A 25,513-nucleotide genomic window follows, 5' to 3' on the forward strand; every position below is an offset into this window, starting at 1 on the left:
TAGCTGCATTCTTTGTCATAATTTTAGAGAGGATCAGCGTAAACTGATCCTCAACCCCCCTATTTTTTTAGGATTAGTTAAACTTAAACCTCTAAAACAGCATTCATTCCATCGCCCAATTCTCGAGTTTCAGTCATGTAAGAAACAACAATAAATGTGATTATCGCCACTACCATAGCAAGAGCACCAATATAGATTCCGTGTGGCAAGTGATAGATATCAAACATACTAAGTAGCTCTAGACCTACACTTAAAGCAAGTCCTACTAACATTGAAGCAATAGCTCCTTCTTTAGTAGCTCCTTTCCAGTTCAAACCTATACCAAGAGCTGGTGATAATGGAGCTGCAAAGGTACCCCAACCAACTGCACCTAATAATGCAATACCACGATCTCCAAGTGATAGAACAGTTATTACAGTGATGATAGAAATTACTACCACAGCAACTCTACCATATGATAACTGCTTCTCATCAGATAACTCTTTTCCTAAAGAGAACGGAATATCTCTTACTGCTGCTGCAGAAGCAATATTTATGAACGCATCACACGTAGACATAATTGCAGCAGACACTCCAGCAAGAACTATACCTGCTAAAATCGGATGAGCATACTCCGTAACAAAGAAGATAATTGCATCATCTGAATTAGCTAATGGCTCTATCGCACCTTCTAATACTAAATATCTTACAACTAAACCTGCTCCGAAGAATAACATACCACCAACAATAGCTGGAATTGCTGCTACCACTGGCCCCCACTTCAACTTCTTAAGATCCTCAATCATGTAGAATCTACTAACTACATGAGGCTGGCCTACTATTCCAATTCCAAGACAGAAGAACCAACTCATTGCAACCATTGGTCCTACTAAGCCCCACGGGCCAATAAACTCTGGCATTGCTGTCTCCATACCAGTAAAGGTAGTAGTAGCAATCGTTTGAGAGATATTTGTCATGCCACCACCTGCTGCCATAGCAAGACCAAATACTAATACTGAACCAATAGCCATCGTCGTACCCTGAAAAGCACTCGTATAAGTACCAGCTAAAATTCCTCCAGCTGAAGAATAAAAAGCTACAACACCCATACCAATTATTATTCCAGCTGCATTACTAATACCAAAGATAAATGAAATAATCGTTCCTAAAGCTAAAACCTGTGTAGACATAAAAAGAACAATTCCGACTAAACAAACAATACCAGCTATACCTCTAGCTAAGTTACTATCATAACGATAATAAATAGCATCGGCTACTGTCATAGCACCAGTCGCCTCTGTTAATAATCTCATCTTCTTTCCTAAAATCATCCAAGCCATAGCAAAAGAAATAGATGTTGGGAAAGTAAACCATAACGCCCCCATCCCTAAATCATAAGTAAGTCCAGGACCTCCTATAAAGAGAAAACCACTCAAAGCAGTAGCAAAAGTAGCCATTGCCATTACAAATAGTCCTAAACTCTTTCCAGCTATGAAAAAGTCTTCAGAATTTTTCGTTTGATACATAGCCCAAAGTCCAATTCCAAAAACTACAAGTAAATACAAAATTGATATCGTAATAATCGTTCCCATCGTTAGTTACAACTCCTCTCTAATTTAATAATCTATGCAGTAGTAGTAGTTCCTTCTTCAGCAACTTCACTACTAGATCCTAAATCTGTTTGATTTTTTACATACTCTTCAAACTCTTCTAACTCTTCTTTGCTGATACAGTCAGTTTCAAAGAAGTGACCGAAAGCATAAGTTCCTGTAAAGAACGGTAGCCCCCAGACAAAATAAACCATAATAGCAGTAGCCAATGGAAAACCACCAATATAAACATCAGGTGTAGCAGTAGTATCGATTGAAAGCATCGCTAGGAATCCAACCAACCAGATAGCTAACACCGAAACCAATGACCATTTATAGCCATTCCCAATCTTTTCATTTTTTAATGCACCCGCAGCCATCCAAGCAATTACTAAAAACGGAAACGAAACAGCAAATAAGTATGCAGCATCCATAAATAATGCAATTACCATTAATATTGAAGCAATCAACATAACTTTAATTAAGTTATCACTATTCATAATTATCCTCCCCTCCCTATTCACTTGCATAAGTTAAAAATAATAACTAAGTTCCAACTTGTCTTCTCTTTAAACAAAACCAACCATTCTTCAGCCCTACACTATAATGCCAGTTTACTCCTGCCTCCTTTCTCTAAGATGTTTTAATTATCATACTACAATATCATATTACAACATTGTTGTTACGTTGTAGTTACAAAGTAGTTTCATTTTGGTTACTTTTATGATAATCTATTCTAATTTATCCATTTCTAACAAATTACACCTTCATATAACTCCCTAATTTCATTAGATGGAGCAATATCTAACCCTTCTTCTAATATCTCTTTACATTTTTCATAGCTTCTAATGACCATATATCTATTATTAAGTTGGTGATAAGCTTTAATCTTATAATAATGGGCTTTTTCCCAATATTCATCAACCTCTAAAATCATATCACAGAATTTAATACATCTTATAAAATTCATCTCTCGATAATAATATACTACAACAACATCAGCCGTATTTAAAAATAGATTTCTCAATCGTTGCCTCTCTTCTCTAATCCAAGGTGAATAAAGACTATCACTGAGAAAATCATCTTTATATAATTTTAAAGCCTGCTCATAAGTCTTAATCTTATCAGTAAGATTTGATTCTTTAGCCACACCCTTGATTAAACGTTCAAATTTCACAATATCCATTTCCTCTACTGAATCTTTATTAAGACCATAAGAAGAACCAATCCGTTTAATGAAAAAAGGAGTCTGTCGAGCTTCACGCTTTGGCTCTAATACTTTATTTAATGCATTTAGGGTAACTTTAAAATTACGAGCAGCCTTTTTCTCACTAGCCTCTGGCCAGATAAAAGAATAAATCTTCTCTTTTAATAATAGCTCATCTCGATAAACAATAAATAATTTTAACAACTCCTGTGCTTTCTTTCTAGTCCAATCTTGATCACTTATTCTTTCTCTTCCTCTCCAGATCTCTAACTTACCAAAGGCCTTAACCTTCAATAAATAGCCTGGGTGATTTTCAAGGTGATCTAGATTTAACTCCTTTATCATCTTTACAAAATAGCTATTTTGAATACCAATTTTGTTTCCTTCTACTAGCACAGGAGCAAAAGCATTTAGATCACGAATTGCTAAAAAATTAGATTTAGTATATAAGAAATCATAATCATACTTCGAAATATAATTGATTAAGTTGATTAAATTTTCTTCTAACTTTTGTTGATCATTTTGATAATATGCAATTAAAGCCAACCACATACTACAGACTGCAACTAAAAATTTATCTTCAACTTTTATAGCCATATTATATGACTTATTAAAATAAGTTTCAGCTTCATTAAACTCCTTAAGGAAATAACAATTAATTCCATATGATATATTTAATAAGACCGCTAACCATTCATCCCCAATATTATTTAAAATTTCTATCCCTTGCTGAGCATACTCCTTACCCAAACTTCTATTCCCATAAAAAGCTTCAAAAAGAGATAGCCCCATTAAAGCTTCTGCTTTTCCTCCTAACACATTCAAATCATCCATAATCTTCATTGCCTTAAAGTATAAATCATAAGCTTCATCCCTTTTCTCCTCATCATCAAATAATTGATAAGCATGGGCCAACCTCATATAAGAAACTGCTTCAATAAAAGGTAACTTAAATTTATTAGTTAGCTCAATTACTTGTTCAGTATAATCTCTAGCTTCTTTAACCTGCCCTTTAAAACTACATATTAAAGACAAGACTAACATATTTTCACGATGAGAATTAGGAATTCTCTTTCCTGCTGTTTGTTGCTTTATTTGCTCTTTTAATATATCCTCTGCTTCATCTAACTGCCCTGTTCTAAGCTTAAATCTAACATCAAAATTATTTTTAGATATCTCATTATCCTCTAAGCCCTTTACCTTATTTCGTAACTTTTTAGCCACATTAAAATTCCCTGCATTAAGATAATTTTCTGCTACCATCTTTAAAATATCAGCCTTTTGGGATAACCCTTCTTCTTTTCTGACTTTTGCAATCTTCCTTAAATAATCAAAGGTTTTATCCGGCCTTACAGTATCCAAATAGACCATTGCAATCTTTTCTAAGGCCTTACTGAGATTTAATATGTTATTATTTTGCTTAAAATGTTCTATTCCTTTTTTATAAAATTGTAAAGCCTTATCAAACCGATTTGTCAAACGATAAAACTCACCATAATATATAAATAATACCGGATACTTAACAAACATCTCTTCAGGTAAAGATTCTAAACTACTTTCTAAAGTCTCTAACCGATCTGCTTTTAATAATTTGTCAGCAGAAGAAATAATCAATTGGCTTGCTTGATCATAATCCTTAGCTGCTAAACTATGATACAAAGCACTACCATTCTCCTCTAATTCGATAAATCTATCACTAACCTCTTTATGTAAAGCTTGGTAGTCAAACTTTTCACTACCCTTTTTTTGTAAAAACTTATGAAATAAATGATGAAATCTATATTGTCCTCCTCCTAGCTCATATATAAATAACCCCTTAGAAATAAGTTGCTTAATTATTTCATTAGAATTTTTTATATCCATTAATTCATTACAGATTTCAACCCTTAATCTTCTTAATACAGCAGTCTTTAATAAGAAGTTTTGAATAAATTCAGACTGTTTTTCTAAAATTTCAAAGGCTAAATATTCAAATAATAATTCCAATGAACTAGCAGGAATAGAAAAGAAGTCATCTTTTTTATCCAGACTGATCAACCTCTTTGCTATTAAATCTAAAGCTATAATCCAACCTTCTGTCTGTCGATAGATCTTTTCTATCTTCTTTTCCTCCAATTTCAAGCCATACTTGATATCAAAGAAGTTTACTATCTCTTTAGAGCTTAACTTCAAACTCTCTTCACCGATTAATAGTGCTTTATCTTTCAGACGCCATTTAGGTAATTCTTTAAATTTCACCGTCTCTCTTGTACTAATTATAACATGAAGCTTAGGAGGCATTAATTCAATAAAATAAGTGAAAAAATCATTGATCTTTTGGTTATTATTTACTAAATGATAATCATCAAGAATTAAAAAGGTCTCCTGCTCTAATTCATCATATAAATTATTAATAAATTGATCAATGACATATTGTAAATCGACTTGATTTTTATCATTTTCAATTAAGAGTTCAATAATCTCTTTACCAATCTTTCCATTTTGAAAGTTGAATGTATTGATTAAGTTCAGAAAAAACACTAATAAATCTGAATCAAATTCATCAATACTATACCAGAAGAATTCAGATGAGTAATTTTCTTCAAAGAAGTGAGTTAATGTTGTACTTTTTCCATATCCCGGGCCAGCACAGACAATAGTTAATGGATACTTGTCGATTTGACTATATTTTTCCCATAGCTCTTTCCCCCTCCAAAAATCACCATTAAATTTCGGGGGTATAAATTTAGTTTTAACTATTAAGTTGCTCAAAATATCCCTCCCTCTACATTATACTTCCAGAGTTGGATTAAGACTGATTAAGGATACTGATTCAGTTGTTTTTTCAATTACTCTAGAAACTAAAAGTCATTTAATTAGCCTACTAAGAGGAAATTTATTTAACCCCTATTTTTAATGATGGATAACTTTATTAAAAAACAGAAATAATATATTAGATTTATATAAATCTAAGACTATTATTTCCATGGAAAGAGGTTCATCTTGAATTGAATTTTTAAGATTATTCAAAACAATCAAAGAGTACTATTTTAGTATATCAAGCTTTCTTTATAATTATATTTAACTTAAAAATTATTGATTATCAAAGACCCTTGTATTAGTCATTCTACACTAAAAATAAATTTCCTTCACATAATTTTAAAAAATTCAATCAATAAACACGTGAGGAGTTATTATACCTTAAAATATAATAAGAGCAGGGATTGAAACCTGCTCTTATGTCATATATTAAAATACAGATTATTGATATATAACTTAAGTTTAAGGCTGAGGTTAAGGCTACCATTAAAAACATAAGGACTTACTCTTACTTAGACTTAGACTCAAACTTACTTCTAATTATACTCCAACAACTCTTGAATATCTTCCCAGCTAATACTCTTAACTGGACTACTATTCTTCTCAATTACACTCGCAAAGATATCCTGCTTTCTTTGCTGTAGCTTTAACATCTTCTCTTCGACCGTTCCAGTCGTAATTAGTTTGTAGACAGTTACCTGCTTATTTTGACCAATCCTATGGGTTCGATCTGTAGCCTGCCTTTCGACCATCGGATTCCACCACGGATCAACATGGATCACAATATTAGCAGAGGTTAAATTCAGACCTGTTCCGCCTGCCTTTAAACTGATTAAAAAGACTTTAAGATCATCTTGCTTGTTAAATTTCTCAACCCGCTCCATTCTATTTCTAGTACTACCATCCAAATAAGTAAAGGGTATTTCCTTGCTTTCAAACTCCTCTCTAATTATCTTCAACATCTTAACAAATTGACTGAAGACAACTATCTTATGCCCCCCAGCAATGGCAGTCTGGACTATTTCTAATAATCCATCTAATTTAGCAGAGCTTAATTGCTGCTGACTCTCTTCTAAAATCAAGCGCGGGTGATTACAGATCTGGCGTAGCTTAGTCAAGGCAGCCAAAATATTAATCTGCGATCTATTAAATCCACGTTCTTTAACCTTAGCTGTCAAATCAGTCTTTACTTGCTCTAAGATCATTCGATAGCTATCCTCTTGTACTTTAGTCATCTCTACTGGATGAATATTGATCAACTTATCTGGCAAGTCAGCTAAGACCTCTTCTTTTCTCCTCCTTAAGATAAAAGGAGCAATCCTTCTTTTCAATTCTACAAGCTGTTGTTGGTCTTGCTCCTTAGTAATTGGATTCAAATAATCCTTTCTGAATTTACTATAATTATCCAAATAACCCGGCATAATAAAATCAAAGATAGACCATAGCTCTTCTAAAGAGTTCTCTAAAGGAGTTCCTGTCAAAGCCAATCTATACTCTGCTTTAATCTCTTTGACAGCTTTGGCCCGCTTAGTAGTTCTATTTTTGATATGGTGAGCCTCATCTAAGATAAGATGGGAAAATTTAAAGTCCTCTAACTCTAAATAATCTCGACTGATGATCGAATAAGAGGTAATTATTAACTGATACTTACTAAAATCTTTTTGCATCTCTACCCGCTCTTGAGGAGTACCATAATAGACTAAGTAATCAAAATCTGAAAAGAACTTATCGACCTCAACCCCCCAATTATAAATTAGGGTACGAGGACAGACTATTAAAGCAGGTTGCTTATAATCCATACTCTTAAGCAAACTAAGCGTCTGTAAGCTCTTACCTAGGCCCATATCATCTGCCAAAATCCCACCAAAATGATATTTGGCTAAGAATTTCAACCAATAATAACCCTGCTTTTGATAATCTCTTAAGATGTCTTCAACCTCGGCGGGAATTTCCACTTCTTGAACTAAATTATCCTGGGTAATATCACGATTCAACTGATCATAAACCTGATTACCTTTAAAGCTAATCCCTGCCTCTTGAACTAAATTACGATAATATAAGAGTTGATAATAATTACTCCTATAACTACCATCTTCTTGTTTATCAGCTTGAGCAATCATTTGCTCGACCTGTTGTTGGTTACTCTCCTCTAGAATATAGTACTTATTATCAAGTTGTAGATAACTCTCACCTTGTTGATTATACTTTAACAACTCTTCTAACTCTGCTTTAGTATAACTTTTGCCACCGATATTATATCTAATATTAAACTCAAACCAATTAATATTCTCATCATCATCTTCTTCAACAAATTCAATTTCTGGTTCAAGCTGATAAGAGATCACCTCTAACTCTTCAAAGACCGAGGTAGTCTCTACCTTCCAATCTTCTGATAGCTCAGCTACTCCAGCAGTAATAAATTTTTGTTGTCTATTTTGATCCTTAATACTAAAACAATCAGACTGAAGATGAAACTCATAATCCTCTAAAAAGTTCAAAAACTGCTTGATCTCTTCTGTATTCCACGCCGTCCATACTTTAGGATCTTGCTGATCTTGCTGATAGTGCTTAACATCATAATCAAAACCTATAATCTCAGTATTTTGATAAACCTGCTCAGCAATCTTGACCTCTGAGTAGCATAAGATGGCCTGATTTTGATAATCAAGCTTCAAGCTTATCTGAGGCTGTTGCTCAATTAATTGATAACCCTTTAAATTTTGCGCAATCTCTAAGTTTAAATTCTGCTGTAATGAAGGTAAGAGCTCAAAGATAAATTCCCCTTGTTTCTTCTCAGGTATCGGTATCTGATTAGGTACCTCCTTGATAGTTTCCATCTCTACTGGATGTATTGTAGTATCTTGGACAGTCCAGGTAATTTGATCTCCTTGATAAGTGGAGTAATTACTATCTTTAATCTTAAGTGTTACTTTAGCTAAATCCCCAGCCATAATCAACTTAGGGTATAATAGTTGGCCCACCTTGGCTAGTTGATCACTTTCTGCTAGATAGACTTGGCTTTCTTCTATCAAGCCCAATAAGAAATTAAAGTTAGCCTCATCTTTAGGGAAGAGAAGTGCTCCCGCAGTCTGACTAGCTTTTGTTTCAACCTGAGCTAGATAGTTAATCTGAGCTAAATCTTTGACTTTTAATCTATCTTTTAATGGGTCTAGTGTTGAATAATGAGGATCTTGAATATAAGAGATAATCCTTTCTAATTCAGCGATTTCTAACTCTTCCGACTCTAAAACCAACTTAAAATTAACCATTGAGCTGGTCATTAAGCCTTTGATTACAAATTGTAATGCTACTTTCTCTTTACTTGTGATCTTCTGGCTCAACCCTACTAATCTATCATAATAAATTTCTGTTAAACGATTAAAATCAAGTCTAGGATAATCTTCTTCTAAAAATTTATATAAGACTGCTATTTCATGTTTACAGATTGGCCCCCAGTCATAGGGACAGTTGCATTGGCCCTCAGGATAAATCTTCTTATTTTTTAAGTTAATCTCTATGCTAACTTGATAGAGTTTAGTGCCTGATACCTCTGCGTCTATTTTTAACTGTTGCTTACTTATGATCTGATAGTCATAATTGATGATTCTACCCGCTTGATAATATTTTCTTCCCCTATTATAGATTTTAGCTGATATATTTCTTCTAAGCTGCTTTAACAATGACATACATACACCCTCTCTTTTAAAGCTGATTAAGATCATTATATCTTATTTAAGGGTTTCTTAAAAGAAAAAATTAGAAGAAGAGTTGGCCCTGCTTAATCTAAATAATTATTTACTTCTTTAAGATATCTAGCATAATAATCAACCATCTTATCCAAAATTTGATAAACTATCTTGTCATTAACTTCTTCATATTCTTGAACAAGTCTATTTCTTAATCCAGACTCAAATAACCTAAATCTAAGTCACTCTTTTTAGTCATAAATCGGGTTCCATAAGAAGCAAAGACTACTAGCAATTTTATATTATATTTAGTTATGGTTTCGGTTGGTTGTTTCAACTCGATTTTGATACCCTCTTTTTGTTATTATACCCTAATTTTAGCTTCGAATTAAGGTTAAATTCAAGTGGATTTAAAACTTTAGATCAAAACCATGATTACAGAAAGGCTAACAACCAGCCTTCTTCCCTGTTACTTTTTACTTGATTAAAAAGTAACCAAAAAATCAAGAAGAAATAAACTCACTCAGCAATAAGATATCTGCTAACTACTAAATTACTACTTTATTGTTAAGTCTTAAGTAATAATCAAAATTCCACTGCTTTTTTGCTTCGTTCAGACAGGATTTCTTCCAATTAAGAGCTTAAATCCAATTGATAATTGACAATTATCCTACCCAGTCTCTATGCTCTAAGTACCAACCTATCATCTATATAGCTAATCAACTTTAAACCCAAACTGCAAATATATCTTTACCATTCTTTGTTATCTCTTCTTCTTTGTACTCCTTACTTTGATTAAAATTAAAACTGACTAGATAACCCTTTTTCACATTTTGCTTATCTAAATAATCTACTAACTGCTTTAATCCTTTTTGATGATACTTATCTCCTCGCCAAATCTTAAGTTCTACAATATACTTTCTATCAAGATAAGTAATAACTACATCTAATCTCTTCTCTTGAGATGTCTGTACCTCTTTAAAATCAAATCCCTTACCATTAATAATCGGTTTAATAAAAGCCAAAAAGATAAGTCGTCCATTTCTTTCTAGGAATTCTTGATCTTTATCGCTATATTGTTCTTTAATAAATAGCTGAAACTTCTTTAAAATCTTTTTAAAATCTAAATAGCCATCTGCTTTGATGAAATTTTCTCTAAAATTATAGCCTTTCATATCTAAATCAGTTTCTAACTTAGAACTCATATAATCATAGATAGCTTGTTCATAAATTCTATTATGAACTCTTACTATACCATCATCATTTTTTAATATTCCATATAATTCTCCTAAATCAATAATTGGGTTATATAAATTATAACGTACCTTATTACCTTCCATAATTATTTTATAAACAAGTCCATATAAATCTTGATTATTCTCTAAATTCTTAATCAAACTTTCAAAATTGACACTATCCTTATTTAAGATTATCTTTACTGCTTCTGCTAAATCTTTTAAATTCCAGCTTTTATTCTCTTTTTGAGGAAGTATCTTTTCATCTATCACCTTAGCTAATTTACTAACCAAATAAGGATGACCAGATGTATAGTAATGAATCTTTTTAGCTATTTTCTCTACATTTAATTTAATATTTTTATCTTTTCTATAATCCTTAAGCATTGTAGCTATTTCTTTTGGATTAAAACTTAAATCTATATCAAAATCTACTGCTATATTCCAAGGACTATTATACTTTTTCTCATCATCTGCTCTTAACTTTACCTTAAGGTTCTTAACATCATGGACTCCTGCTAAGATTACACTATGGAAAGTATAATCTTCTCCTTCAATACTAGCAAGATATTTACTTCTTAACATTCCTAGAAAATCCAAAAACAATTGGTTATTGCTACTTTTATCTACTTCATCTATCATTAATACTATTCTTCTTTTCTCTTCTTTAGTTAATTGAGTTATTACTCTTGCTAATTTTCTCATATTTGTAGCTGTAGCTAAATTTTTTTCTATAATATCAATTAGTTTTTCTTCATTTTTAAGCTCTAATTTATCTTTTAAGGTTAATAAAAATTCCTCTATAAATACCTTCTGTTCTTTATATATTTCCTTATCAAAACCTTCAAAACTAATCCTTAACACTAAATAATCTTCTTTGCTTAATTTATTAGATAATAGATATAGTGCAGTTGTTTTGCCATATTGTCTTGGTTTATTAATAGTAAAGTAATCCCCTTTATCTACCAACTTCTTCATCTGACTTAATTTATTCTTTATATCAACCATATAATGTTTTTTGGGAATACAGGTTCCCGTTACATTAAACTCTTTCATTCTTTCACCCCTTTCGTTACTATTATACCTTAATTTTAAAGCATTTAAAACAATTAAACCACGAATGGGCACTAATTCTTTATTAGTGCCCATTCGTGGTTACAACACTAACCTCTCAAATTCCAACTTCTCATTCTTAAAATTAATGAATAGTTAAAGTTAAAAGCATAACATCAATAACTACTAATATATACCATTTTTATAAATAATTAATTCATATTACTCTGTAAACTCTTATTTTTTTATAAATTTCAGTTTAGATTCTATGATTTCTGGTTTTTCTATTGCTTCTATTGCTTTTCTATTAGTTTTTATTGCTTTTTTATTAGTGTCCATTAGTGTCCATTAGTGGTTTCGTGGTTCGCTGCTATCTCATCCTTCGCTTGAGAGATCTCCGTAACATTATCCCGCTTAGGCTTATAAGTCCCTACTAACTCTACTAAACACCTAATAATCGCTGGCGAACTATTTAACTTGATCAATCGCTTAAGCTTATCAAGGCTTCGGTACAAAAACTCTCGCTCGATTGCTTCTAACTTTGCAGTATATATTCTTTCATGTTCAGTCGCTAAATTATCCTCTTTTTCGGTCAATAACTCCTCATACATCTTCTCACCAGGTCGCAAACCCGTAATTTCGATCTCAATATCCTCTCCAATTGTCAAACCAGAAAGTTCGATCAGATCCTTAGCTAAGTCAATGATCTTAACTGGCTCTTCCATATCAAGAATAAAGACCTCACCACCATCTCCTAAGGCACCAGCCTGAATAACCAACTGGGCTGCTTCGGGAATCGTCATAAAATAACGCTCTATCTTCTCGTGGGTGACAGTTATTGGCCCGCCATTTTTAATCTGTTTTTTAAAGAGTGGAATCACACTACCATGACTTCCTAAGACATTCCCGAATCTAACAGCCATAAACTTAGTAGTACTCTCTTCATTGATTGCTTGAACTACCATCTCTGCTGTCCTTTTGGTAGCTCCCATTACATTGGTCGGGTTGACTGCTTTATCAGTTGAGATCAAGACAAAGCGTTCTACATTGAATTGATCGGCTACTTCAGCGACCTTCTTAGTTCCCAAGATATTATTCTTGACCGCTTCTTCAGGGTTAGCCTCCATCAATGGTACATGCTTATGGGCTGCTGCATGGAAGACGACATCTGGTTGATAGCGAGCAAAGATTGTCTGTAACTTATCTCGATCACGGATACTGGCAATCAAGGGAATAATATTTAGATCATCATACCTCTCTTTTAGTTCTAATTCTAAAAAATAAGTATTATTCTCATAAATATCAAGAATTAATAACTGCTCGGGAGCAAAACGGGCTATCTGACGGCAGAGCTCAGAACCAATCGAGCCACCTCCGCCGGTGACTAAAACGGTCTTACCTTCTACATAAGAACAGATCTCGTCAAGATTGAGATCGACCTGATCTCGCCCCAATAGATCTTCAACCCTGACCTCACGAATCTGGCTTAAAGATATATTTTCGGTCAAGATCTCATCTAAAGCAGGCAGGATATTGACCTTGACCCCTTCTTGATTGCTCAAATCATAGATCTCTTTGATTGTATCGCCCCGAACAGATGGAATCGCAATGATGACCTCTTTGACATTATACTCTTTGATAACCTCTGGGATAACATAGCGATCTCCTAAGACCTTCCGCTCATGAATTTCTAGACCTTGTTTGTGTGGATCATCATCGATCAAGCCAATTATATCCTTATTGATTGGGTATTTATCGACCTCTCTGATCAATGCTTCGGCAGCATCACCTGCCCCGACAAGCAAGATGTTGGTATTGTCCTGATCAGAACTGAGATAGTCTATATAGTAGTCCTTTAAGATTCGGAAGGTGAAACGAATCCCTCCTAGAAAACCGACCTGTAAGAAGCCATTGATGATAATCACACTACGAGAAAACTGCATCCCTTTAAGGAAGATGGCTGTGGCAAAGAAGAGATTGATCAGTACTGAAGCTTTGATGATACATTTTAGCTCGGAGATACTGACATATCTCCAGATCTTGTTGTAAACTTTTAAGAAAAAGAGCACTGCAATCCCAATCGCTGATATAAGTCCTAAGTATGTATAGTCGAAATATGTTGTCCAATCGCTATCAAAGCGTAAAATAAAACTGGATATGAGTGCTAAGTTAATTAAGAATAAGTCGGTTAGGATTAGGATTGGTTTTTTATAGGTTCTAAGGAAATTTTTCATTTGGTTATCACCTCCGATTTTTAATTCTTTACCACGAATAAGCACGAATTAGCACCAATTTAATTATAATTCTAAACTCGATTTATCATCCAAAAATTTATTGATTTCAGTTTTAGTTTCTATTAGGCCCAATATTTTCATAAAAGTTAAAAAAATTAATTTAATATCATGTAAAACACTAATACTTTCTAAATATTTATTATTTAACTTTATTTTATAAGGCATAATTTCATTTATATATGTCTTTTCTGGATCATTAGCAATACCTAAAATTTCACTCTCATTTGAAAACTCTATCGAAGCATAGTCTGTAATACCAGGTCTTGCATTCAAAATTTTTCTCTGCTCTTCAGTATAATGTTTTACATATTTAGGCACTTCTGGTCTAGGGCCTACAAAGCTCATTTCTCCTTTTAAAACATTTATTAATTGTGCTAGTTCATCTAATTTAGTCTTACGTAGTATTTTTCCTACTGTAGTAATTCTTTTATCAGCACCAACTGTAATCTGTTTTCCTTTTTTTTCAGCATTCTCTACCATAGTTCTGAATTTATAGATTGTAAATGTATTTCCATATTGACCAACTCTTTCTTGTTTGAATAGTACGTCTCCTTTTGAATTTGTTTTTATTAAGATCGCAATTAAAACTAGCAGGGGCGATAACACTAGCAACCCTGCTAAAGAAAAGAATATATCAAATAACCTTTTGGTCATCTTCTAACCTCCTCAATAACCTGCTTAACTCTATCAATTACTTGATAAACTTGCTCATCAGTCATTGCAGGATAAAAAGGTAAAGATATATTTCTTTCAAATACATATTCACAATTTGGAAAATCGCCTTCTTCAAAACCATAATTCTCCTTATAATAAGGATGAAAATGAATTGGAATAAAGTGAACTGATGTCCCAAGATTTAATTCTGTTAATTTATTTATGAATTCATTTCTATCAATCTTTAACATTTCAACCTCTAATAAGATAATATATAAATGCCAAGCATGTCTTATATCATCTTTAACATATGGAACTTTAACTTCTGGAACTTCTTTGAAAGCTTCTGTATAAATATCTGCGATCTCTTTTCTTCTTTTTTGCATTTCCTCTAACTTATTTAACTGCTCTATTCCCATTGCTGCATTAATATCAGGCATATTATATTTGTAACCAGGAGTTACTATTTCATAATACCAAGATGCTTCTTTATTTGTATAGCGATCATAAGCATCCCTGCTAATACCGTGTAAAGTATTAATTCTTATATTTTCAGCTAGTTCATCGTTATTAGTTGTTACCATTCCACCTTCACCAGTACAAAGATTCTTAGTAGCATAAAAACTAAATGCTGTTCCATCACTGATATTTCCTACCATTTTACCTTTATATTTAGTCCAGATAGCATGAGCAGCATCTTCAAAGACATAAATATCTCTTTCTTTAGCTAGCTTCATTATTTCATCCATTTCACAAGGTTGACCTGCCATGTGAACTGGAATTATGGCTTTAGTTTTATCAGTTATCTTTCTTTCTAAATCTTGGATATCCATATTAAATGTTTTTGGATCTATATCAACTAAAACTGGTTTAGCTCCTACTTCTACTATAACATTTGCCGTAGCAGCAAATGTCATTGAAGTTGTAATTACTTCATCACCTTCACCAATTCCTGCAGCTACTAATAATAAATGTAATCCAGCAGTGCATGAATTAACTGCTAAAGCATGTTTACTACCTACATAATCAGCAAATTTATTTTGAAACTCTTTTACTTTTGGCCCAGTAGTCAACCAACCTGACTCCATAGATTCAACTACAGAATTAATCTCTTTTTTATCAATATAAGGTTTATAAAATGGAATAAATTCATCTGACATATAAAGCCCTCCTCTACAAATTAGATTTAATTACGCTCTATTATCTATTAAATAAAATTAAAGATTATCTATTTTTCCATTAAAACAGATAATCTTTTTTCAAATTTATTAAGTATAGTTCTTCTTGCATAAAACTTCTCAACATATCGCCTACCATTTAACCCCATTTCTCGAGCTAAATCTCTATTCTGATATAATTTCAATACAGCTTTAGTTACCTCTTCAACATTCTCTGGCTCCACATATATTCCAGCTTCAGCCTCTTCTACTATTTTTCTTGCTTCACCATCTATTGCTAAAATAATTGGTAATTCACTTGCAAGAGCTTCATACATTTTTGAAGGTACAGCTCCTTTAAAAAGATCTAATTTTTTTAAAGGAATAATTGTAGCATCCATAGAAGCAATAAGTTTTGGTATTTTTTCTTTAGGTTGTAAAGGTACAAACTTAATATTATTTAAATTATATCTTTCAGCTAATTTTATAAGGCTTTCTTTTTTAGGGCCATCTCCTATTAAGACAAATTCTATATCATCATATTCTTTTAATCTTTTAGCTGTTTCAACAATAACTTCTAAGCCTTGTGCTAACCCATGAAGACCAGCATAAACTATAGTAAATTTATCTTTAATATTAAGTTCCTTTCTAATTTGATTACTCCTTTTATTTCTTGAAAATAGATTATCATCTACCCCATTAGTTAATAAAAATAATTTATTTTTATCAAATCCTCTTTCTTTTATATTATTAATTATACCTTTAGTTTGTCCAGAAATAAGATCAGCCTTTTTATAACAGAATTCTTCTAACCAAGTGGAAAGTTTAATTAATAATTTATTATTTAAAACTCCTAATTCAACTGCAGATTCAGGCCAAAGATCTGATATATTAAAAATATATTTTGCTCCTAATAATTTACTTAATATATACCCTGAACCACCTAAAAATAATGGAGGGGATTCAGTAAAGATTACATCTTGCTTTCCTACTTTCCATACTCCTAATAAAATCGAGCTAATTGTAAAAGAAAAATAGTTTAATAGCTTAGGAATAAACTTTTTAGAAGGAGTAGCATATATCCAAGTGCGTATAATTCTAATCCCTTTATACTCTTCTTCCCTAAGAATTTTATCTTTATATTCTTCAAAAATTTCACCTTTAGGATAATTAGGCATAGCAGTTAAAATTGTCACTTCATGCCCCTTCTTTTTTAACCCCTGTGCTAATTCAAATATTCGATTTTGAGGAGCACCAGTCTCTGGAGGACAGTATTGTGTTAAAAATAGAACTTTCATTAATATTCACCTCTACTATATAGTCTCTACCATTGCATTAACTATTTTCTGACTTGCATCACCATTACCAAAACATTTTATTATTTCATTTCCACCGTTAAAGTTTTTAATTTTATCTAATATTAACTCATAATTTGCACTAACTAAAAAATTCCAACCATAATCTACAGTCTCTATCCACTCAGTTTCATCTCTCATAGTAATACAAGGAACTTTCAAAAAATATGCTTCCTTTTGTACTCCGCCACTATCAGTTAAGATTTTCTTAGAATTACTTTCCAACATTAACATATCTAAATACCCTACTGGTTCAATTATTTGAACATTGTCATTAAATTGTAAATCATATTTTTCTAAGTAATTTTTAGTACGTGGATGTAAAGGTAAAACAATATGTTCATTAGAGTCATTAAAAGCTTGAACAATATTTTTTAGTCTTTCTTTAGAATTAGTATTTTCAGCTCTATGAACTGTAGCTAAGATATATCCTTTAGCTTCAACACCTAACTCTTCAAGAATATCCGATTTTTGTTTTGATAATTCAACATTATATAAAACAGCATCATACATAACATCTCCTACATTTTCTACTCCTTGAGTAATCCCTTCCTTTTTCAGATTCTTAACAGCAGTTTCTGTAGGACAAAATAATAATTTAGAGATATGATCAGTTAAAATTCTATTCTGTTCTTCTGGCATATCTTTATTATAACTTCTTAACCCTGCTTCTATATGAATAACTGGAATAAGTAATTTACTCGCAGCTAAAGCTCCTGCAATTGTAGAGTTTGTATCACCATAAACTAATAAAACATCTGGCTTCTCTTCTAAAATAACTTCTTCAATTTCTGCTAACATCTTACCTGTCTGCTTTCCATGACTGTCAGAACCAATTCCTAAATTATAATCAGGTTTAGGAATATTTAATTCTTTAAAAAATATATCAGACATATTTTGATCATAATGTTGACCTGTATGAACTAAAATTTCTTGATTTTCTTTACTCAATTCTCTTGAAACGGGTGCTGCCTTTATAAATTGTGGCCTAGCTCCAACTATTGTAACTACTTTCATTCTATCCCTCCATTTATTCTTCTAATATTCTTTTATATAGCTCTAATAATTTTTTCTCCTCTATAGACCAATTATATTTTTCCTCTACAGCTCTCCTACCGTTTTGGCCCATTTGTCTAGCTTCTTCTGGATTATCAAAGATATATTTTATTGCAGCAGCTATTTCTTCAGGTTTTTGTGGATCTACTGTTATTCCACATTCATTTCCCTCAATTATCTCTTTCCAGAGTGGAAAATCAGAAGCTATAACTGGTAATCCTGCTGACATATATTCAAACATCTTATTAGGGTAAGCATCTATATGATTAGGAAGAGGGTGAAATAATACTAAGCCAGCTTTTGCTTTCGCTAAATTTTCTGCTACTTGACCCCTATTAATAAAACCTTGAAATTTCACTTTACTCCAGCCATCCATTTCTTTTACTCTTTCTTTTAAAGACTTAGATGAAAACTTACCAGCTAATAAAAATTTACTTTGATAATCCTCTGCTAAAATTCCAATTGCTTCAACCATTTCTTCAATTCCACGTATAGAAGTAATCCCGCCTACATAAGTAACTATATTATCTTTGTTTTCATTTTCAATAGTATCATCTAGTAATAACTCATCCAACAAAGGAAAATTATGTACAACGATATTGTCAGTACTAAATTTTTCTCCAATACTAGGAGTAGCTGAAACTACTGCTGTTAAAAATTTATCTGCTATCTTTTCAATAGCATTTGTTACCTTTGAAACAAATCCTCTAATTGGTTTCCAAATCCATTCTTTAGACATAATTTGCTTAGGTACATCTTCATGAACATCATAGATAACTTTCTTTCCTTTCATTCTCAACAATAATCCGACTGGAATAAGTTCAGGATCATGGAAATGATAAATACCTGCATCAACTTTTAGTGCTTTTTTATACACTTGCCAAGTTGTACTAAATATTCTCTTAAAGCGATTATTAGGTTTCTTTAAAGGAATAATTGTTATTCCATCTATTACTTCTTTTTCTGTATGTTGCACGATTAATGCCACATCATATCCTGCATTAATCAAGCTTTTAGCTTGCTTCCGAAAAATTCGAGTATCAAATACAGAATGGACTGATGTAAGTACACAAGCTGTCTTGTTTTTCATTTATATCCCTCGCAATTTAAAAAATTATCAATATAAATTCAATTTACTAAGTTTACTGGTCTGGAACTTAATAACCATAAAAATATTAAAGATAAACCTAATCCATGGGTTAATAAGATTGTTGGTAAGTCTGCACTTCTTAAACTAAACATAGGAATAATCATAATTGAAATTCCTACCCACTTAGGCATTCTATTTTCAATAATCGAATCCATTAATTTCAATATCAGCCCAATAATAGATGAAAAGATTAACATTCCAATAAAACCAAAATGCATATATGAAGTTGCTAAAAATCCTGTATTAACCCAAGTATCTAAATGGCCATATAAATATTGACTAATAACCATCTGTACTGGTACATCAAAAGGATATCTAAATACACTTGATAACACATTATTTGGCATGTAAATATATCCATATTCACTAAAAAAATCAAAATAATTATAATGGTGATCTGCTGTTATAAAAAAAACCCTACGAACAAAAAGTGAAATCAATATAGAATTATCGGTAATCCAATAAAAAATAGAACTTATTAATACAACTAAAGTTAAAGAAAACATTAGAATTGAAATAATATTATGCTTTTTAACAAAATAATATATAAAGAAAATCAATACAGGATAGAAAAGCATAGCCCTATGTGCTGTTATACTAAAGAAGAGAATCTGTAGTATAATAGTTACTATAACACCTAATTTATTCTTTTTCCATAAAAAATAAGTCATTAAAAAAATATTAATAACTTTACCATACCAAGTCATAAAATAACTAAATATACCAGGAAATACTTGGGTACCAACAATTCTTCTATAGTCATAAACTTTAAGCAAATTAAAATTCAAATATGAAAATCCTCCTCTATATCCTATCCACACAAATATAAATATCGAAAAAAATATTGCACTATAAACAGCTATAAATCTACCTTGAATTAAAATTGGGAGCTTGAGCTTAGGAAGAATGTTAATAATAAAATATACTAATAAAGCTGAAATTAAAATCATATATATATATATTCTGCTTTTATCCTTCATACCATAAATAGATAGTAAAGGTATCACTAACGGAGCATATAAAAATGTAAAAAAGAAATCAGAGATTTTTTTTATCTTACAAGGTAAAAACCTAGAAAAAATTATTAAAACTAAAAAAGATTCAATTACTTTAAAAATATTTAAATTTAAACTTAAACCTGAATAAGCATAGTTTTGTGATATTATATAAATATAACTAACATCTAAAAAAATTTTAAACAATAAACAATTTAACATAAATAAAATACGTTCTGATGTTATCTTTTGCACATCATTCTCCCTCCTATCTTTAAAAATATGCTACAATAAATTCTACACTTTATGATTTAATTAAATTTTATCATAATCCAACCTTATTATAAAATTTCAATATCATCTAAAAATAGAAGAATAAATATTCTTATTTTCAAATTGTAAAATCAAATTTAAACCATTATTTAACGCTAAATTTCTTTTTTTCATAGTCCTTAAAATATCTTTATATAAATCATTCCAATCATTCCAAAGACTGTCTAAAGATGTATTATGCCATAATAAACTAAATATGCCTTGATATTTTTCAACTTGTTTGATTAGTTTAGTTAACTCCTCATTAGCTTGTTGAGGAGTTAACTCCATGTACTGTTTTAATGTGCCATCCATTACTATTAAAGGAATTTCCCACAAATCATAAGCTCTTCTTTTTTCAAAATCATAAGGTTTATATGGATGACAAATTCCTGCTCTAAATCCAACAACATCTGCATAACCTAAAGTAGAATCATATAACAACCCACATTTTTCTTGAATAGACCAAGTTTTCTTAACGTTAAATCTTAAATAATGCTGTCTTCCTCCAAAACTTTTATTCTTTAATTCATATCTATTACATAACTTATTAACTTCTTCTTTCATAGCCTGCTCACTATTATATGAATTATATGAAGGATGAATTCCTATTTCATGACCCTTGTCTGTTAGCTGTTCTATTATAGAATCTAATTCATTTAAAAAATATTTATCTCCATCACCTGGTGTATTGTTATCAACTTTAAAATACCAACTAGATTTTATATTATACTTTTCTTCTATTTCCATCATATCTTCAAATATGAAATAAGGGTCTTTTTTTCTTAATTCTTTTATATTGAGAATAGCTTCTTTAAGATCGCCCCTTTTAATAATAGCTCCACCTATTTTTTTTATTCCATTTAAAGCTTTTTTCAATCCAGAACCATACTTATAAATGTGATCTATATCATGTGATAAAAAGAAGGCAAAATCTTTCTCTCCCCATATACTTGATCTTTCTACTATAGGATATAGTTTTTTAATCCAATTCCACAATAATTCTATATATTCATTTACAATAGGTCTATCTAAAAACCCTTCTTTATAAGCTAAACTAGCTTGAGCAGGAAAACGATCATGCTCATCTTTAACTGGATTAACTACTTCTTCATATCTAGTTATCATAAAAAATGAAGAAGCAATAATATCTATATTAGTTTCTATTAAATTTTCTTTAATTTCAACTAATTTATTCAAATTCCCATTACCAGAATAAATAGCTGGCAAATCTTTTTCATCAATTACTGATTGTACTTCTGAACCTGTATATCTTTTTAAAGGTAAAGGAGGCATAGAACTTTTTTTTAGATATTCCTCTCCAAATAAATCAGATTCGAAAATATGTATCTGCGGAACATCAAAATTATTATTATATTTTTCTTTCCCATACGAAATAATTAAATCTATATTATTTAAAGAAGCATCTTTATAGATATCAATGCAAAAATTATCATCTAACCGATATATATATTTGCATATATAATTAAAAACATATTCAATTTCTTTATTAAATTTATTATTTTCATATAATATCAAAATCATTTTAACTTCTCCTAAAATAAAATTTATTTGACTAAATAATAAGGATCTTTATTTATTTTATTTTCTAAAAACACCATTAAATCACCTGCTTTAAAAAATCTTACTTTTAAACCGTTTAAATCATAAGTATCTATCATTTTTTCTTTTTTCATATCTTTTTCTAATTTTAATCTATTCCATGAAATTTTTGTATTATATTTATAATTTTTTTGTAATACTACTTCATAATCTGTTTCATTATAATATATAATACCTTTTTTTTCAGTAACATCCATATAAGGTACCTTCAACAGTCTCTCTATATAATGAAGTTGTGTGCTTTTAAGAAAATTAGTACCAATATTTAAATACAAAATATTTTCTTGATCCATTTTTCCAAAACAACCATCAAGGCTAAATGTATCAAAATGATTACAATCATTAAAACAGGAATTACCTTTAACTAAAATACTATGAATACAATCATTAGTTCTATAATTAGCCTCACTTAAAAATAATCTATTAAAAATTGAATGTTCAGGTTTAGAAAAGCTTTTATGATAAACACCAGATTTTCTAAAAGAAGGAGTAAAGCCTGGAACATATATACTATCAAAATTTTTTTCTAATAATTCCATTAAAAATTTATATGGATTACAATTGAAAGCTTTTTTTATATCACTAAGCCCTGCATGAACAAAAACAGCATCTTGCTTATAATTAGAAAAAATTTCTTCAATTCGCTTTACATTAACATTTCCTATTTTTTTATCTATTTTAGTAAATTTTCTCATGTATCCTTTTACTCTGTTTTTTAAAATCATTATTTTGTTAATTTTCTTTTTCATAATTAACTCCTCATTAATAACAAACTTTTTTATAATGTTTCTGAGCCCATAAAGCACATTTAGAAATAAATTTAATTACTAATATTCTCTTGAATTTTAATAGACCCCAAGTTTTATTAAAAAAAACTAAATTGAGATAAAAGACCTTTTATTTTCTCTATCTCAAGCTTATTAATTAAAAATAATCTCTCAAATAAAATATTTTCTTTTACTATAAAATAGAATATATGCATTAAACCATAAAACAAATAAGCTATAGTAGAAGCCCAAGCTGCACCATCAATCCCCATATGTGGTATTAACATTAAGTTCAATACGATATTAATAAAAAAGGTAACTAAAACAATAATTAAATATTTTTCCGGAGTCCCTTGAGTATAAAAATATGGATTAGATGCTTTACCAATTGAAACAAAACAAACACCTACTAATAAAATTCTAAATACAGAAATAGATTCTATAAATTCTCTTCCATATAATAAAGGTATTAAAGGAGTCATGAAAAAACCGATCAATGCTATAATCAAACAAAAATAAAAAGTATATTTTATAGTAGTAGCAGTTATAAATTTTCTTTTTTTTGATTCACTACTTATGCTATATAACTCCCCACTTAACGCTGTCGCTACACTACTAGGCAATAATAAAACCAGTTCTGCTAATTTAACTCCTATACTATAAACACCTAAAGCACTAGTTCCAATCATATTTCTAATCAAAAACTGATCTGCTCTATAATTTAAAAAAATAAATAAAGTAGCAAAATAAACTATACTTCCATATTTGAATTCATCTTTTAATAATTTTTTATTTAACTTAAAACTATATTTTAAGCCCATATTACAAACCAGTAAAAAAGTACTTAAACTTAATCCTGTAATTATTATTGAAAAATAAGTAACTGGAGTTAAATGATCTAACTTCCAAAAAATAACAACAAGGATGAATTGAACAACTGTATTAACCAATAAAAATTTATTCATTTTTATAATTTTATTTTCACTACGATGAAATTTTCTACTTAAAGTCTCGAGGTAAACAATTAAAACATAAATTAACAATCCACTAACCATTAAAATATTGTAATTTAGCAATATGAAACCTAAATATCGCATAAATAAAACGAAAAACATAATCACAATCCATACAAGAATTGAAAAACTTAAACTCACACTATAAACTTCTTCTTGAGAATAATCAGGCCTTCTTTTAAAAAAGTAAGTAGTCGCATTAATTATACCCAAATGTCCATATCCAGCTAAAAGACTACCTATAAGTAAAATATAAGCAACATACCCTTGACCTTCCGCTCCTAAAGCCCTTGCTACAATGATACTTATTCCAAAACCGAGTATTATTTTAATTATCCTAGTAATAAAACTACTAGAAATATTCTTTACATATCCCATTTTACCATCCCTGTTCTATTATTAACTAATAACTTATTCATAAAAATTATTAATACTATCAACCACATACTCAACCTGCTCTTCACTCAACTCAGGATCAATCGGCAGGGCCAACACTTCCCCACAAGCCTTCTCTGCAACTGGCAGATCACCCTTCTGATACCCTAAATCCTCATAACACTCCTGCAAATGCAACGGTACAGGGTAATAAACTGCACTAGAGATACCCTTTTCCTTTAACTTCTTTTGTAACTCGTCTCGATTCTCAACCCTAACTACATACTGATGATAGACATGCGTAGAATCATCAACCTTCTTCTTAGGCGTTACAACTTTATCTTCTAAATCGTACTCCTTAAACAATCGATCATAATTTTCCGCTACTCGCTGTCTTCCTTCAGTCCATTGATCTAAATACTTAAGCTTAACTCTCAAAATAGCAGCCTGAATAGCATCCAATCGGCTATTATAGCCAACTTCCTGATGATAGTACTTAGGACTAGCACCATGAACTCTTAAGCTCTTAATCCGTTCAGCTAATTCTTCATCATTAGTCAAGACCATTCCTGCATCTCCATAAGCACCTAGATTCTTAGACGGGAAGAAACTTAAAGCTGTAGCATCACCAAAGTTACCTACCTGCTCACCTTTATATTCTGCTCCTATCGCTTGACAAGCATCTTCAACTACCTTCAAATCATGCTCCTCAGCTAACTCCATAATCTTGTCCATCTCGGCAGGTTGTCCATAGAGATGAACTGGAATAATCGCCTTAGTCTTATCAGTAATTCTCTTTTCAATCTCTTCTGGTGTAATATTATAAGTCACTGGATCTATATCTGCAAAGACAGGTATTGCTCCCAATCTAGATACTACCCCCGCTGTCGCAAAGAAAGTAAATGTCGGTAAGATCACTTCATCACCCGGGCCAACCTCCAATGCCTTCAACGATAACAATAAAGCATCCGTCCCCGAAGCAACTCCAATCCCATACTTAACATCACAATAATCAGCTACTTCTTTTTCTAATCCTGTTACATTCTCTCCCATTATATATCTAGTGCTATCTAAAACTTCATTAATCGCTTCTTGAATCTCATCTTTAATCTCTTCATATTGTCCCTTTAAATCTAACAATGGTACTTTCATCATTTGCCTCCTAACATCTTTAATGTACAGTTTACAATGTACAATTGACAATTGTACATTGA

Annotated in this window: 16 protein-coding genes and 1 pseudogene; all 17 read right to left on the bottom strand. The window is 30.9% G+C overall.

Annotated features, from left to right (window positions below; translation table 11 throughout):
* Nucleotides 1–83 precede the first annotated feature (83 nt).
* Entirely contained in the window at nt 84–1,571 is a 1,488-nt protein-coding gene (locus tag ACKF5P_RS10210) for a sodium:solute symporter family transporter (RefSeq protein ID WP_408955094.1), read from the bottom strand.
* Nucleotides 1,572–1,603: 32 nt separating this feature from the next.
* Nucleotides 1,604–2,068 carry a hypothetical protein gene (locus ACKF5P_RS10215; protein ID WP_408955095.1) on the bottom strand — a complete coding sequence of 155 codons (465 nt, stop codon included), beginning with the start codon at nt 2,066–2,068 and terminating at the stop codon, nt 1,604–1,606.
* A gap of 251 nt (nt 2,069–2,319) precedes the next feature.
* A complete protein-coding gene (locus tag ACKF5P_RS10220; protein ID WP_408955096.1) occupies nt 2,320–5,526 on the bottom strand; it encodes a BTAD domain-containing putative transcriptional regulator in 3,207 nt (1,068 codons plus the stop codon).
* A gap of 584 nt (nt 5,527–6,110) precedes the next feature.
* Nucleotides 6,111–9,260 (bottom strand): SNF2-related protein, encoded by a 3,150-nt coding sequence (locus ACKF5P_RS10225; protein ID WP_408955097.1) that lies wholly within the window; start codon nt 9,258–9,260, stop codon nt 6,111–6,113.
* Between the two features lie 92 nt (nt 9,261–9,352).
* Nucleotides 9,353–9,466, bottom strand: a pseudogene (locus ACKF5P_RS10230) (hypothetical protein); the annotation flags it as partial.
* 519 nt (nt 9,467–9,985) lie between these two features.
* Nucleotides 9,986–11,551 (bottom strand): AAA-like domain-containing protein, encoded by a 1,566-nt coding sequence (locus ACKF5P_RS10235; RefSeq protein ID WP_408955098.1) that lies wholly within the window; start codon nt 11,549–11,551, stop codon nt 9,986–9,988.
* Between the two features lie 335 nt (nt 11,552–11,886).
* Complete coding sequence (locus ACKF5P_RS10240) at nt 11,887–13,782, bottom strand: polysaccharide biosynthesis protein (RefSeq protein WP_408955099.1); 1,896 nt, start codon at nt 13,780–13,782, stop codon at nt 11,887–11,889.
* Nucleotides 13,783–13,845: 63 nt separating this feature from the next.
* Complete coding sequence (locus ACKF5P_RS10245; protein ID WP_408955100.1) at nt 13,846–14,496, bottom strand: sugar transferase; 651 nt, start codon at nt 14,494–14,496, stop codon at nt 13,846–13,848.
* Complete coding sequence (locus ACKF5P_RS10250) at nt 14,493–15,656, bottom strand: DegT/DnrJ/EryC1/StrS family aminotransferase (protein WP_408955101.1); 1,164 nt, start codon at nt 15,654–15,656, stop codon at nt 14,493–14,495. The genes ACKF5P_RS10245 and ACKF5P_RS10250 overlap by 4 nt, the downstream gene beginning before the upstream one ends.
* A gap of 68 nt (nt 15,657–15,724) precedes the next feature.
* Nucleotides 15,725–16,951 carry a glycosyltransferase family 4 protein gene (locus tag ACKF5P_RS10255; protein WP_408955102.1) on the bottom strand — a complete coding sequence of 409 codons (1,227 nt, stop codon included), beginning with the start codon at nt 16,949–16,951 and terminating at the stop codon, nt 15,725–15,727.
* A gap of 15 nt (nt 16,952–16,966) precedes the next feature.
* Nucleotides 16,967–18,025: a non-hydrolyzing UDP-N-acetylglucosamine 2-epimerase gene (wecB, locus tag ACKF5P_RS10260; protein WP_408955103.1), complete on the bottom strand. Its 1,059-nt coding sequence runs from the start codon at nt 18,023–18,025 to the stop codon at nt 16,967–16,969.
* 13 nt (nt 18,026–18,038) lie between these two features.
* Entirely contained in the window at nt 18,039–19,154 is a 1,116-nt protein-coding gene (locus ACKF5P_RS10265; RefSeq protein WP_408955104.1) for a glycosyltransferase family 4 protein, read from the bottom strand.
* Nucleotides 19,155–19,192: 38 nt separating this feature from the next.
* A complete protein-coding gene (locus ACKF5P_RS10270; RefSeq protein ID WP_408955105.1) occupies nt 19,193–20,464 on the bottom strand; it encodes an O-antigen polymerase in 1,272 nt (423 codons plus the stop codon).
* A 102-nt stretch (nt 20,465–20,566) separates the two neighbouring features.
* Nucleotides 20,567–22,066 carry a polysaccharide deacetylase family protein gene (locus tag ACKF5P_RS10275; RefSeq protein ID WP_408955106.1) on the bottom strand — a complete coding sequence of 500 codons (1,500 nt, stop codon included), beginning with the start codon at nt 22,064–22,066 and terminating at the stop codon, nt 20,567–20,569.
* Nucleotides 22,067–22,089: 23 nt separating this feature from the next.
* A complete protein-coding gene (locus ACKF5P_RS10280; protein ID WP_408955107.1) occupies nt 22,090–22,893 on the bottom strand; it encodes an AAC(3) family N-acetyltransferase in 804 nt (267 codons plus the stop codon).
* Nucleotides 22,894–23,009: 116 nt separating this feature from the next.
* Nucleotides 23,010–24,302 (bottom strand): polysaccharide biosynthesis C-terminal domain-containing protein, encoded by a 1,293-nt coding sequence (locus ACKF5P_RS10285; protein WP_408955108.1) that lies wholly within the window; start codon nt 24,300–24,302, stop codon nt 23,010–23,012.
* Nucleotides 24,303–24,335: 33 nt separating this feature from the next.
* A complete protein-coding gene (locus ACKF5P_RS10290; protein WP_408955109.1) occupies nt 24,336–25,451 on the bottom strand; it encodes a DegT/DnrJ/EryC1/StrS family aminotransferase in 1,116 nt (371 codons plus the stop codon).
* Between the last annotated feature and the right edge of the window lie 62 nt (nt 25,452–25,513).

The organism is Natroniella sp. ANB-PHB2 (assembly GCF_046097105.1).
Lineage (GTDB): Bacteria > Bacillota > Halanaerobiia > Halobacteroidales > Halobacteroidaceae > Natroniella.

Bases quoted from the DNA above. Each gene is read 5' to 3' on its own strand.
- ACKF5P_RS10210 (WP_408955094.1), bottom strand. From the start codon at position 1,571: ATGGGAACGATTATTACGATATCAATTTTGTATTTACTTGTAGTTTTT.
- ACKF5P_RS10265 (WP_408955104.1), bottom strand. From the start codon at position 19,154: ATGAAAAACAAGACAGCTTGTGTACTTACATCAGTCCATTCTGTATTT.
- ACKF5P_RS10215 (WP_408955095.1), bottom strand. From the start codon at position 2,068: ATGAATAGTGATAACTTAATTAAAGTTATGTTGATTGCTTCAATATTA.
- ACKF5P_RS10240 (WP_408955099.1), bottom strand. From the start codon at position 13,782: ATGAAAAATTTCCTTAGAACCTATAAAAAACCAATCCTAATCCTAACC.
- ACKF5P_RS10280 (WP_408955107.1), bottom strand. From the start codon at position 22,893: ATGAAAAAGAAAATTAACAAAATAATGATTTTAAAAAACAGAGTAAAA.
- ACKF5P_RS10250 (WP_408955101.1), bottom strand. From the start codon at position 15,656: ATGTCAGATGAATTTATTCCATTTTATAAACCTTATATTGATAAAAAA.
- ACKF5P_RS10275 (WP_408955106.1), bottom strand. From the start codon at position 22,066: ATGATTTTGATATTATATGAAAATAATAAATTTAATAAAGAAATTGAA.
- ACKF5P_RS10235 (WP_408955098.1), bottom strand. From the start codon at position 11,551: ATGAAAGAGTTTAATGTAACGGGAACCTGTATTCCCAAAAAACATTAT.
- ACKF5P_RS10255 (WP_408955102.1), bottom strand. From the start codon at position 16,951: ATGAAAGTTCTATTTTTAACACAATACTGTCCTCCAGAGACTGGTGCT.
- wecB (WP_408955103.1), bottom strand. From the start codon at position 18,025: ATGAAAGTAGTTACAATAGTTGGAGCTAGGCCACAATTTATAAAGGCA.
- ACKF5P_RS10290 (WP_408955109.1), bottom strand. From the start codon at position 25,451: ATGAAAGTACCATTGTTAGATTTAAAGGGACAATATGAAGAGATTAAA.
- ACKF5P_RS10245 (WP_408955100.1), bottom strand. From the start codon at position 14,496: ATGACCAAAAGGTTATTTGATATATTCTTTTCTTTAGCAGGGTTGCTA.
- ACKF5P_RS10285 (WP_408955108.1), bottom strand. From the start codon at position 24,302: ATGGGATATGTAAAGAATATTTCTAGTAGTTTTATTACTAGGATAATT.
- ACKF5P_RS10225 (WP_408955097.1), bottom strand. From the start codon at position 9,260: ATGTCATTGTTAAAGCAGCTTAGAAGAAATATATCAGCTAAAATCTAT.